Annotated in this window: 7 protein-coding genes; all 7 read right to left on the bottom strand. The window is 32.2% G+C overall.

What is annotated here, in order from left to right; genetic code table 11:
• Positions 1–352: 352 nt before the first annotated feature.
• On the bottom strand, positions 353–2,764 hold the full coding sequence (locus ACJBCC_RS08545; RefSeq protein ID WP_407556942.1) for a thiamine pyrophosphate-dependent enzyme: 2,412 nt from the start codon (positions 2,762–2,764) through the stop codon (positions 353–355).
• A 154-nt stretch (positions 2,765–2,918) separates the two neighbouring features.
• A complete protein-coding gene (locus ACJBCC_RS08540; protein ID WP_407556941.1) occupies positions 2,919–5,762 on the bottom strand; it encodes a metalloprotease in 2,844 nt (947 codons plus the stop codon).
• Positions 5,759–7,033 carry an endonuclease/exonuclease/phosphatase family protein gene (locus ACJBCC_RS08535; protein ID WP_299101528.1) on the bottom strand — a complete coding sequence of 425 codons (1,275 nt, stop codon included), beginning with the start codon at positions 7,031–7,033 and terminating at the stop codon, positions 5,759–5,761. The genes ACJBCC_RS08540 and ACJBCC_RS08535 overlap by 4 nt, the downstream gene beginning before the upstream one ends.
• 26 nt (positions 7,034–7,059) lie before the next feature.
• A complete protein-coding gene (locus tag ACJBCC_RS08530; RefSeq protein ID WP_407557022.1) occupies positions 7,060–7,746 on the bottom strand; it encodes a TIGR00730 family Rossman fold protein in 687 nt (228 codons plus the stop codon).
• A 91-nt stretch (positions 7,747–7,837) separates the two neighbouring features.
• A complete protein-coding gene (uvrA, locus tag ACJBCC_RS08525) occupies positions 7,838–10,666 on the bottom strand; it encodes an excinuclease ABC subunit UvrA (RefSeq protein WP_407556940.1) in 2,829 nt (942 codons plus the stop codon).
• Between the two features lie 112 nt (positions 10,667–10,778).
• A complete protein-coding gene (locus ACJBCC_RS08520; protein ID WP_407556939.1) occupies positions 10,779–12,503 on the bottom strand; it encodes a T9SS type A sorting domain-containing protein in 1,725 nt (574 codons plus the stop codon).
• A gap of 164 nt (positions 12,504–12,667) precedes the next feature.
• Positions 12,668–13,555, bottom strand: coding sequence for a phospholipase A (locus tag ACJBCC_RS08515; protein ID WP_407556938.1), 888 nt, complete (start codon positions 13,553–13,555; stop codon positions 12,668–12,670).
• Positions 13,556–13,702 lie beyond the last annotated feature (147 nt).

Genomic DNA, 13,702 nt, shown 5'->3' with positions numbered 1-13,702 from the left:
TTTTAATTTGAGATTTTTAAGGGCTTAAAAGTACATAAATTAATAAATTATATCTAAATCTATAGATAATTGGTTAATTGTCTGTATAACAGTTGATAAGCTGTATTTTTTTTATTTTTTTGAAAGAAAAGTGAATTTGCTGTTAAATCTAGAAGTGGTAGTGGAGCAAACGTCCGTTATAATTATTGAATCTTGAAATATATAAATATGCCAAATTATTGAGGTGTTTGTTTTAATTAGAAAGAGAAAATCTATTAGAGTCTAATTGAAAACAATACCGATACGACTTAACTAATTAGGCCATTAAAATAGTTAAGCCAATAATAATTTCTAAAATTTTAGATAAATTTAATTATCGTAATTTCGGAAAATTAGCTGGATTTAATTCATGCATTACGTCGTAAATCGCTTCAAAAATATCTTCTACAGAAGGCTTTGAAAAATAATCACCATCAGTACCATAAGCTGGTCTGTGTGGTTGAGCAGCTAAAGTTTTTGGTTTACTGTCTAAATACTCAAAAGCATTTTGTTCATTAAGTATTTGATCTAAAATATATGCTGAAGCACCTCCTTTTACATCTTCATCAATAACCATAACACGATTAGTTTTCGTGATACTTTTAACAATATCATGATTTAAATCAAATGGTAATAAGGACTGTACGTCAATAATTTCAGCATCGATACCAACAGCTTGCAATTCTTTAGCAGCTTGTTCTACTAAACGTAACGTAGAACCGTAAGAAACTAAGGTAATATCGTCTCCTTTTCTTATAGTTTCAACAACACCAATTGGCGTTTTAAATTCTCCTATATTGTTTGGTAATTTTTCTTTTAATCTATAACCATTTAAGCATTCTACAACTAAAGCAGGTTCATCACTAGCTAATAAAGTGTTATAAAAACCAGCAGCTTTAGTCATATTTCTTGGAACTAATACATGTATACCTCTCACTAAATTAAGAACGCCTCCCATTTGAGAACCAGAATGCCAAATACCTTCTAAACGGTGGCCACGAGTTCTAACAATTAATGGTGCTTTTTGGCGACCTTTAGTTCTATACTGAACGGTTGCCAAATCGTCACTCATTATTTGTAAAGCGTACATAATATAATCGAGGTACTGAATTTCTGCAATAGGACGTAAGCCACGCATTGCCATACCAATACCTTGGCCAATAATTGTAGCTTCTCTAATTCCGGTATCTGATACTCTTAATTCGCCATATTTTTCTTGTAAACCTTCTAAGCCTTGATTAACATCACCAATGTAGCCTGCATCTTCTCCAAAAATTAGACTTTCGGGATATTTGCTAAAAAGAGCATCAAAATTTTCTCTTAACACTAAACGTCCATCAACTTCTTCTGCTGGTTCATTATAGGTTGGTAAAACTTCCGTTTGATTTAGTGCGCTATGTTGCGATTCACTATATAAATGTGAACTATATTTAGGTTGTATATTAGCTATATAATTGTTAATCCAATTTTGAACAGCCACTTTTGCGCTAGAAGTTTCTGATACCACATAGCGTAATGATTTACGTGCTGCAGATAAAATATCTTTTCTCAAAGGCTCATCAATAGCCTCTAATTCACTTATTAATTTTTTGATAAAAACGCCGTTAGGACTTGTAGTAGCTAATTTATCTAATAAACGTATGGCTTGTTTGCTCTCTGCAACAATTGGGTTGATGAATGCAAGCCATGCATCTTTCTTAGCGGCTCTAACTTCTCTTTTTATAGCACGTTCAAGGACTAATAATTCTTCGTCAGTAGCAATATTATTAGATACAATCCATTTACGCATTTGTACATTACAATCGTATTCTGCTTCCCAATTAAGGCGATCTGAATCTTTGTAACGCTCATGAGATCCTGATGTAGAATGCCCTTGAGGTTGGGTTAATTCTTGAACATGAATCATAACAGGAACATGTTCCTTTCTAGAAATTTGAGCTGCTCGTTGGTAGGTATCCATTAATTCTGGATAATTCCATCCATCAACTCTAAAAATCTCGTATCCTTTTTGATCTTCGTCGCGTTGAAAACCTTTTAATATTTCAGAAATATTTTCTTTAGTCGTTTGGTGTCTTGCATGTACAGAAATACCATAATGATCATCCCAAATACTTATTACCATTGGTACTTGTAAAACACCAGCAGCATTAATAGTCTCGAAGAATAGTCCTTCACTAGTACTAGCATTACCAATAGTTCCCCAAGCAATTTCATTTCCAGACCTTGAGAAATTAGTAGTATCAATACCTTCAACTTGTCGATATATTCTAGATGCTTGAGCTAAACCTAAAAGTCTTGGCATTTGGCCAGCAGTAGGAGATATATCTGCGCTAGAGTTTTTTTGCTCTGTTAAGTTTTTCCAATTGCCTTGTTCGTCTAAACTGTGTGTGGCAAAATGACCACCCATTTGTCTACCTGCAGACATTGGTTCTTCATTTATATCTGTATTGGCATATAAACCTGCAAAAAATTGCTCGATGGTTAATTCTCCAATGGCCATCATAAAGGTTTGGTCTCTGTAATAACCAGATCTAAAATCGCCATTTTCAAACGCTTTTGCCCATGCTATTTGTGGTATTTCTTTACCATCGCCAAAAATTCCGAATTTTGCTTTTCCTGTTAAAACTTCCCTACGACCCAACAGGCTACATTCTCTGCTGGTAACAGCAAGCTTATAGTCATTTAAAACTTCTGTTTTAAAATCTTCAAAAGTAATCTCTGTTTTGGTATTAAGGTTTGTCTTCATGTAGGTATAGCTAATATCTAACAAAAGTACGAAATTTTGAAGTTTTATACAACACTACATAATGTTATAATATTATATAATTGCCAGTATAACCACGTTTTTATTGATGATTATTTAATTACATGTGGTAATTTAACATTTTAGTAAGAATTTATTAATACCACTTTCTTCTAAAAAGACCTAGAAGTACATTTGGGTCTACAGTAAACATAAACCTAATGCTTTGATCATAGTTGGGTTGGGCAATTTCCCAACCAAGATTAGAGTATATAGGTAAGAATATTTCGAAGTAATCTTCTACTAAATTTAATCTTATACCAGAATCATAAACGAATTTAGCATTCTGAAACTTATTTTTCACTAAACCTACATCGCCATATGCTTGTATATATCGCCATATGGATGTGCTAAAATTTGCTGTTGTCATCCATTGATTTGCAAATTCCTGCTCTAATTGAGATTTAAAACCACCTTCTGTAATAATAATTTGTTGACTGAATAAACCTGCTGCTTCTGAGCGACCTAAATAATTGAGGTCAAACAAGTAATCTGTTGGTCTATCTAAAGCAAAGCTAAAGTAGTTAGAACCTGGATCTGAATCATTATCGAGGAAGAACCCAGCATAAAATCTAAAATTAATATTTCGATTACTCTTTGTTAGTTTCCTGAATTCGTAATTAAATGACAGTTTACTAAACTTATCTGCAATTTGAATGTCAGTATTAAAGCTAGAGAAATTTATTCTTCCAGGATTATGGTGTGTATATCGTAAGTTAAAGACACCATAGTCAGGTTCGTCTAAAACAATTGTTGCGTCATCACCTAATTCTCTTTTTATACTTACATATCTAGCTGTGATTTGATCAGTTTGGTTTGATCTAAAGTCTGAATCATCTCTAAATACAAACGAGATTGACGGACGAATTCTTGTGAAAAAGGCATCATCTGCAAATGATTTATAGCCTGCAGCAATACCATATGTTATATTATATAAATTCTGATTTTCTAAATTATGCGTGTAGAATATCGAGGTAGAACCTGTTAATGATCTCGATTTTGTAGCATACTGAGGAGAAAATCTATAATTAAGTCGTTTTCTCAAAATGGTTTTATTGTACACCTTGGTACCTAGTGTCAAGCCATCGTAGATATTGTTAAACTCAACCAGTGGCATAAAGAAAATTTGATTATAGTTTGGGTCCTCGACATCCTTAAATAGTCTAAATTGTAAGGGTTTGTTTTTTAGAAAATTACCATCTACCGCTTTAATGTTATCACGTTGATTGAACTCTGGAATAACATTATCATAACCCAAAGCAAATTTTTCAGTACTATCCTTAGCTAGCGTGATTGTTTGTTTCCCCTTTATATTTTCAACCCAAAATTGATCTATAATGGAATCATTTTTCAGTTTGAACAATGAAATAGGCATTCTGTTTTCCCGCTTATTTTTTATGGTAACTTTTAACGAATCTTGAATATCTACAATAGACTCTATTTTAAAATCAATTTTCTTTCTTGTGTTAATGTAGTCTGTAAAAAACCAATCAATATCTTTTTTAGTTTTTGATTTTAAAAACTTTTCAAAATCATTTATTTCTATAGCTTTTAATTGATTTTCTTTTAAGAAGTCTGTTATATTTTTGCTGAGGTTAATATCGTTTGTAAAATGATCTAAGTAATTAAGACCAACGCCTGCCTTATATTTGCCTGCAATATTAGCATTAAATTTAGTAAGTGAATCTTTTGGAGTAGTAATGGGTTGATCTCTATTTTTTCTTGCAATTTCCATTGAATAAAGAAAATACTGAAAATTAAAATCGAGATCAGAGGCATGGAATGATCTAATTCCCCATACGTCTGCAAGAGTTCCTAAAAGTTTTTGGTCAGAATAATTTTCTTCAACATATTTGATTAAAAAATAGATTTGAAGTCCTTCACTTAACCAATGTTCTTTTCTTGGATTAAGTAAAAGAACGTTATCCAAATATTTTTTTAAAGCTGTTTTTAGAACTTTTAATTCATATTGAAATTCAGCCGGAAAAGGTCTAAAAAAACTAGGAAGTTGATTTAAACCGTAAAGTGGGTTTTTCTGATAATCTATATTTGAAACTAATAATTTTTGATGCGGATAATTTCCTAAATGTTGAGTCAAGAATCTAGTAATTTTATCAGTAATTACTGCTTTAGCTGGACCTGAGGACAGTCCTTTTTCATTAATGTTAGTGACTAAAACAAAATCATCTGTTTGTACAGAATTGAATGTTGGAAACTTATTTAACGATAAGTAAGTATCTGTTCTGTCTCTACCAATTAATGTGGTGGTTTGCGTCGGTTCTTTTGAATTGCTTTTTATATCATAAAAATCTAATTCTGAAGTAACCCTATAATTTCTAGGATGCGTTATCGATAAAGTTATATCCGCTTTTGGAATAAATAAATCATCGAGGTTTTTATTACTATAATATTGCCATTTCCCGTTGTAGACTACAGGAGTTATATACCAGTATTTCAGTTCAAAATCTTCGGTTTTGGTAACACCATAATCTGTAAATGTAGCATCAGGTATTAAGAGGTTATATTTGAGATTTATTTGGTAATATTCACCAGGTTTTAAAGATTTGTTTAGTGCAACTTTAATAACGTCTGGATGTGTTTTTAGCCTGGTAAACTTTAGGATATTAGTAGTTGTATCAACTATTGAGGTTACAACAGTGTAACCACGTTGGTCACTCTTGGCTAAATGAAATTTAGTGCTAAATTCTTCTTCAAATCGTTTAGCTAAAGGAGTAGATTTTGTTGAATAACTATTATTCCAATCACTCAAATATATTTCATCGAGAACGTCATCAGACTCGTTTTTGTATATGATTGTTTGATTAATTGAAATAGTCTTAGTTTCTACATTTACTTTAGCATCAATATCTAGTTTGTTTTGAGCTACACTAGGTACGCTAAAAACAAATAATAGAAAAGATATGACTAACGCGTACTTCAATTTGAAACAATAAATTTTAAGGGATTACTATTGCCGTGTGAAAGTACTAAATAGTATAAGCCATTTTGTAATTCTGAAACATTGAAAAATTGTTTTGTATCTGAATTTAAATTAAAGGTCTTAACCGATTGACCTAATGCATTGTAAGCAATTAGTTGTTGATTAATGTTATTTGATTCATTCATGTTAACAATAAGCGTGTCGTTTATTAATGTTTGCTCTAAACTAAATGCAGTTACAGTTTTAAAATCGTCAATACTTAAAAATGATTCATCCGTTTCTAATGATAATGTTACGGGAAGGTGATCGCTAAAGTTATGTAATGCATTTCGTAATGTATACGAAAATTGTGAGCCTGTGGTTTCACAGTCATTAGAATTAATAGATTTATTCCAACAAGATGCTAAACCGTTATTGCCATAAACTTTATAAGAATTAGGTACATAAGTTATGTTGGCTGTATTAATCATGTTTTCTGATGTTAGGATAAAATCAAAACGATCATCAAAACCACCAGTAGAACCTCCCATTCCTGTTTGGGTTCTTGTAGATTGTGTAAATACATCTACATAACTGGAGTTGTTATGCCAACTGCCAATTCGGTTAGCAGGATCTGCAAAAGTAATGTTGTTACTCGCGTTTATCAGTGATTGGAAAGCAGCTTCGCTAGAAGTGTACACGTTTAAATCGCCTCCTAACAGTACATTTGTGTCTGTTGGTAAAGTATCTAAATAGGATTCTAGGTCTAAAATCATTTCATAACGTTTTTGAGCGTTAGAAGTTCCACTAGAAGCCTTTAAATGCCCAATAATTATATAAATCTCTATTGGGTTGGTATCTTGATTTACTGAATTTAATTGCACACGATATACATTAAAATCTCTTAAATATGTTGGTACAATAATTTCTTCTTCAACTGAAAACTTAGTACTATCATAATACAATAGGTTTTGTAAATCGTTTTGGTCGCCATAATTATCATCTGATGAATTAGAGACGTAACTCGCCATTTCAAAATTAGAGTTAATGGCGGATTTTGCAGTATTTAAAACATTTGTTGCACCAGTGATATTATTTAGTTCGCAAACTAAAAATAAATCTGGTTGATAATCATTAAGAATGTATTCTAAGTCATTAATTCTATTTGAAACGGCATCTTCTAACGGATAATTAAGTAAATTATAAAACATCACTTTAAAGGTTTCTTGTGCAGAAACATTTGAATATGCGAATAGAATTATTGTAAAAAAACCAATGATTTTCTTTTTCATAGCATTGAATTAAAAAAATGGTTTTCTTAGAAATTTGGACTAAGATCGTATTCTTTATAGAAATTATTAAGAATTTCAATTACTTCATCTCCTGTATCTACAAGATGAATAAGGTCTAAATCCTTTTCACTTATATTTCCAGCTCCTAATAAAGTAGATTTAACCCAATCCATTAATCCGCCCCAAAATTCTTTGCCAACTAAAATAATTGGAAAGGTTTCTATTTTATGAGTTTGTATTAGGGTAATGGCTTCAAATAATTCATCTAAAGTTCCAAATCCTCCTGGCATTACTACAAAACCTTGAGAGTACTTAACGAACATAACCTTTCGTACAAAAAAGTAGTCAAAGTCTAAGCTTTTGTCATTGTCGATGTACGGATTGTCATGTTGTTCAAATGGTAGTTCAATATTTAAACCAACAGATGTTCCTCCTGCAATGTGAGCGCCTTTATTTCCTGCTTCCATAATACCTGGTCCACCACCTGTAATAACTCCATAGCCTTGATCTACTATTTTAGAAGCAACTTCTTCTGCTAACTTATAGTACTTATGGTCTGGTTTTGTTCTTGCTGATCCAAATATTGAAACACAAGGTCCTATTTTACTTAGTTTTTCATAGCCGTTAACAAATTCACCCATGATTTTAAAAATAGCCCAAGAGTCATTTGTTTTTATTTCATTCCAACCTTTATTTTTCACTTCGTTTCTCATATATAAGTCTTCTGTATTTTTTTTAAATTGACAACTCGCTAAAGTACTTATTTTCTCTATACTATCGCTCTCTACAATTGTCAATATATTGTTAATTCATTTCTTTCTTTAAAAACTTAGCTGTAAAGCTCTTTTTGTCTTTAATAATCTGTTCTGGTGTACCTTTTGCTACCACTTGGCCACCACCTTTTCCGCCTTCGTAGCCAATATCTATAATATAGTCCACAGTTTTAATAACATCTAGATTATGCTCAATTATTAAAACGGTATTACCTTTGTCTGCTAATTTATTCAGTACTTTCATAAGTACTCTAATATCTTCAAAATGTAAACCAGTGGTTGGCTCATCTAAAATATAAAATGTATTACCAGTATCACGCTTGCTCAATTCTGTAGCTAGCTTAATTCGTTGTGCCTCACCACCAGAAAGTGTAGTACTTTGTTGGCCAAGTGTTATATAGCCTAATCCTACATCTTTAATAGTTTTGAGTTTTCTGTGAATTTTAGGAATGTGCTCAAAGAAACCAACAGCTTCTTCGATAGTCATATTTAAAACATCGCTAATCGATTTGCCTTTGTAACGTATTTCTAGCGTTTCGCGATTAAAGCGTTTACCTTGACACGTTTCGCACTCAACGTACACATCTGGCAAGAAATTCATTTCAATTACTCGTAAACCACCTCCTTGGCAAGTTTCACATCTACCACCTTTTACATTAAAGCTAAAACGACCAGGTTTGTACCCTCTAATCATAGCTTCTGGTATCATGGCAAAAAGTTTTCTTATTTCATCAAAAGTTTTTGTGTATGTTGCCGGATTACTTCTTGGTGTTCTTCCAATTGGAGATTGATTAATATCAATAACCTTATCTAAATGCTCTAATCCTTTTATGCTTTTGTAAGGCATAGGTTTCTTTACACCATTAAAATAATGTGCATTAAGAATAGGGTAGAGGGTTTCGTTTATTAAGGTAGATTTACCACTACCAGAAACACCAGTGATACCAATCATTTTACCTAAAGGAAATTCTACATCTACATTTTTAAGGTTGTTACCTGTACAGCCTTTTAAAATCAACTTTTTTCCGTTGCCCTTACGCCTAGTTTTTGGTATTGTAATTTCTTTTTCGCCGTTTAAATAAGCAGCAGTAAGAGTTTGTTGTTGCAGCAATTCTTCAGGCGTTCCTTCACTTATTATTTCACCACCATACTTACCAGCAAATGGTCCAATATCAATGACATGATCTGCACGTTCTATCATGTCTTTATCATGTTCTACGACGATAACAGAATTACCAACATCACGCAAGGATACTAATGAATTAATTAGTTTTTCATTGTCGCGTTGATGCAAACCAATACTTGGTTCATCTAATATATAGAGTACACCAACCAGCTGAGAACCTATTTGTGTGGCTAAACGAATACGCTGCGCTTCACCACCAGATAATGACTTAGAACTTCTGTTAAGTGATAAATAAGTTAAGCCAACATCTAATAAAAATTGTACTCTGCTTCTTATTTCCTTAATAATTTCTGCTGAAATTTTTTGTTGTTTATTAGTGAGTCGTTCTGTTAAACCATCTAACCACACACCAAGTTCAACAACATCCATTTTTACCAATTCAGCAATACTTTTGCCATCTACTTTAAAATAAAGTGATTCTTTACGTAAGCGCGATCCTTCGCAAACAGGACATTCTATTTTGTCCATATATTCTTTTGCCCAACGCACTAAAGATGATGAATCTGAATTGTATTGACTTTCTATAAAATTGGCAACACCTTCAAAATCTATTTTATAATCTCGTGAAACGCCAAGTAATTTACTTTCTACAGTGAACTTATCCTTTCCACCATGCAGAATAACTTGTTTGGCTTCATTTGGAATATCTTTCCAAGGCGTATTTAACGAAAACTCAAAGCGTTGTGCAATGGTTTCAAACTGTTTAAAAATCCAACTCTTTTTTTGTGGACCATGTGGTGCTAATGCACCATTTTTTATAGATAAAGATTCATCTGGAACTAATTTTTGGTCATTGACTACGTACAATTCGCCAATACCATTACAATTAGAACACGCACCTTTTGGAGAATTAAACGAAAAATTGTTTGGTTCAGGGTTTGGATATGAAATACCAGAAGATGGACACATTAAATTACGACTAAAAAAACGAGGTTCGTTAGTATCTTGGTCAATTACTAAAAGCACATCTTCGCCATGATACATTGCTGTATTAATAGACTCCATAAGACGTTTTTCATTATCTAGTGAATCGTCAATCTTTAATCTGTCAATTACAATCTCAATGTCATGTGTTTTGTATCGGTCTAATTTCATACCTTTTTCAAGGTCTACAATTTTGCCATCTGTTCTTACTTTTACAAAACCTTGTTTCGCAATTTGTTCAAACAGTTCGCGATAATGCCCTTTACGAGAACGAATTACAGGCGATAAAATATTAATTCGTTTACCATTGTAAGACTCTAATATTAAATCTTTTATCTGCTCGTCATTGTAGCTAACCATTTGTTCACCAGTCTCATAACTATAGGCGTCTGCCGCTCTTGCATAAAGTAAACGTAAAAAGTCATAAATTTCTGTTATGGTCCCAACAGTTGAACGTGGCGACTTACTCGTTGTTTTTTGTTCAATGGCAATAACAGGAGATAATCCATCAATCTTATCTACATCTGGTCGTTCTAAACTTCCCAAAAATTGACGAGCGTAAGCCGAAAAAGTTTCTATATAGCGACGCTGTCCTTCAGCATAAATAGTATCGAAAGCTAATGAAGATTTACCACTACCAGATAAGCCTGTAATTACAACTAGCTTTTCTCTCGGAATGGTAACGTCAATATTTTTTAAGTTGTGCACACGTGCACCTTTTACTTCAATGGAATCGTTGAATTGGCTCATAAATGGTTTAAATTCTTCCTTTTTTAGCAGAAACGCAAAGTTACAATTTTAGTTGTTAATTTTAAGTGAAGATTTATACTTGAGATTTAATAGAGTTTGAAATTAAATTTATTTATTTTTTTATTAGTTTCTGGCTGATTTTTTGGCCTTCAGTATTTTGTATTGATACTACATAAAATCCTGATGGCAGTGATTCAAGATTTAGTACTGCAGATTTAGAATTTATAGAGGTTGTCATTAAAACGTTACCTATTGAATTTATTACTTGTATTTGATAGTTATTGGCAATTTTTAGATCTATGTATACTAAAGAATTTACAGGATTTGGAGATATATTAATATTTGCTAGATTGAATTGATTTGAGTTTAAGCTTTCATTAATGGAAAAATCAGTTACCACAGGGAAGTGGTCTGATGCAATAGACGTATCGAGTGCATTTAAATTATATTGCCATAACCTATCGATTGGCATTACTTCAGTTTGTAAAACGAAAGATTTTTGAGCAGTTAGCGTATAATCTGAGAAAATTATAAAATCTAATTTTCCAGGAGGAAAGCCTTGACCATCTGACCGCCATGTGTAACCCATTCTTAAATCGGTTTGCAAACAGTTTTCCTCCTTTAGGTCGGTATCATCCCAATCTAAAGCGGCACCAAGCCCATAAGTGGACGTATTTTGTATATCTCCAGTTTTTAAAGTGGTTAGTTGCTGGGAATAGCCTACTAAATTTAAATCTCCAGAATACATAAAAGGTGTGTTTTCTTCTAAAGTTATAAGACCTCCAGGAGATTTTGCATCTAGAATAAAGGCCGCATATTGATCGGCTTGCTCTTGTCTTAGATCATCGGCATCACAACAATTAAGATGAGCATTTGTAAACAGTATATCTTTAGAGTAGGTACTCGGTAAGTCAATTAAAACAGGAAATTGTCTTGAAAGACTCGTCCATTGTTGTATAATTTCCCATCTCGAAACCGTAATTAATCCGCCAAGTTTTGCTGTATTCCAACCATTAGCGGTACCTAAAGGAAACCAAGCATCAAAAAGAGATTTTACTTGTGCAGCATTGATATCCCAACATTCCGTTAATCCTATAATATCTGGTGCAATAGCTTTTATAATCTGTTCAAAATTATCAACTCTATTAGGATCATCTAATCCGCTTGCAAGTGTATTGTATGCTAATAATCGAATATCTGAAAAATTAGATTTATTAATATCAATAGGAGTGTAAGGTGTTACTGGTGTTTCATCAAATGTATATGAAAATGTTAGTCCGTCGTTGGGGATTTTATCAAAATTATCATCATTCTTAATTAATATTTTAATCGTGGATGACGTAAATAGCGGATTTACACCATCTGGTATTTGATGTCTACCTATAGCAATTTCAAATTCGTTAGAAGTTACTGTAGGCGCAGCTCTTAATTTTAAGTCTGAAAAGTCTATTTCAGCATATGGTGAGACATTATAATGTGCAAATAATTCTTTAAAAATAATACCAACTTCAGAGCCATAACCATTTTGAATGTTATAACCAGTGCTGGCATCGTTATCTGTATCTAGAAAGAGGCGAACTTGCTGTGAAACTAAATTGTCAGTTAAATCAAACTCTATGTTAGATTTAATTTTTATAAATAGAAACTCATCATCGTTGGTAACCTGAAGTTCTAAAATATCAATACCATTTAAAGATTCGCTTGTATCAGTATATGTGGTTAGGCTAGAATCCCAATCATTAAAAACGCCATCAATAGTGATCTCTGCGGATTGAGAAGCCAAGTTAATGGTAAATAGTAATAGGATTTTATATAGGTTTTTACTTATTGAAGACATAGGAAATTATTATTTTAACAGTTTACCAGTTGAGTCTAGTTTTAAAGTGTTTTTAAAATTAATGTTTTTATATTCTTTCCGAATCCTTAAATGGTAAAATATTGTATTACTAGCCTCACTTTTTTAGACATTAAGACCTAGTTAAGTGATTCTATAGGTTGAGTCTACCAATTAGAAAAAGAAACACCTAAACCAACTGTGTTTTGGTAATGGTTGTAATCAATTAAAGTTTCTCCATAACCTGTAAAAAGTTGCGCGTGGACATTTAAATTATCATTAAGTGGGTAGAGGTAATTAAATTGAAGACTACCATGATTATCTTTCAATGAAAATGAATTTGTAGCAATAGCATAAAAGGTGTGCTTTTTTAATTTATAAATGGCAGTTACTCTACCATTACCAATATAATTAGTAATTAAAGGATTTTCGTCCTCATCATCTGGTAATCTTATCCATGGAGAAAGATACAGTGTAAGGTTTTTGCTTTCCATAGCGAGATTAAAAATTACCCGATTCCAACTACGAGATCTCGGTAAATCTCTTCCATTAGATTGATGATTGAGACTTACACTTGCCATTTTAATATTAAAGCCTGCAAAGGTTAAATTTAAAGGATAGGTCAATATTAATTCGGGTTCGTAATTGAGTTCTCTAAAGGCGCGAGAAATATCAGTATTAAATATTTGCCAATGCGCTATTTGTGTATAGCCAGCCCATAAATCGCCTTCTCCAAATAAAATAGATTCGGCCAATTTAGTTTTAAAACTAAGTTGAAATTTAGCTTCAAAACTATTATAATTAGTTTCCTCTGATAAGGAGTAATCTGAGTTTTCACTATAAGGCATGGTGTTAGGACTATCAGACCATCTTGAAGCAGCAATATAAATGGGTTTGTAGGCTGTAATCTTAAAAGTCCCTTGTTTATTGGCTTTGTCTAAATCCCAAACTGTGGCAATTGATTTTAGAGGTGTGGTTTTCTTAATAATTTCTTGCGCATTAATATTAAAACATAAAAGCAGTAGTAGTATTAAGCTTGGTTTTGTTTTAAACATAAATCGCAGTTTTGGCATATAATAACAAAGCTATTTCATAATTTTTAATTGTAAGAAGTATTCTCTTGTTTTTAACAACTAAAATATTGATAATGCAGTTTTGTGGCTCATCTGCTTTAATTATCTTTACATACTTAAAACTAAAAT

The sequence above is a fragment of the Winogradskyella sp. 4-2091 genome (assembly GCF_045765065.1).
Taxonomy (GTDB): Bacteria; Bacteroidota; Bacteroidia; order Flavobacteriales; family Flavobacteriaceae; genus Winogradskyella.
This window is presented reverse-complemented; position numbering and strand designations above follow the sequence as displayed.

Excerpts from the sequence above, each read along its gene's own strand:
- ACJBCC_RS08535 (WP_299101528.1), bottom strand. The coding sequence starts at position 7,033 with ATGAAAAAGAAAATCATTGGTTTTTTTACAATAATTCTATTCGCATAT.
- uvrA (WP_407556940.1), bottom strand. The coding sequence starts at position 10,666 with ATGAGCCAATTCAACGATTCCATTGAAGTAAAAGGTGCACGTGTGCAC.
- ACJBCC_RS08515 (WP_407556938.1), bottom strand. The coding sequence starts at position 13,555 with ATGTTTAAAACAAAACCAAGCTTAATACTACTACTGCTTTTATGTTTT.
- ACJBCC_RS08520 (WP_407556939.1), bottom strand. The coding sequence starts at position 12,503 with ATGTCTTCAATAAGTAAAAACCTATATAAAATCCTATTACTATTTACC.
- ACJBCC_RS08530 (WP_407557022.1), bottom strand. The coding sequence starts at position 7,746 with ATGAGAAACGAAGTGAAAAATAAAGGTTGGAATGAAATAAAAACAAAT.
- ACJBCC_RS08545 (WP_407556942.1), bottom strand. The coding sequence starts at position 2,764 with ATGAAGACAAACCTTAATACCAAAACAGAGATTACTTTTGAAGATTTT.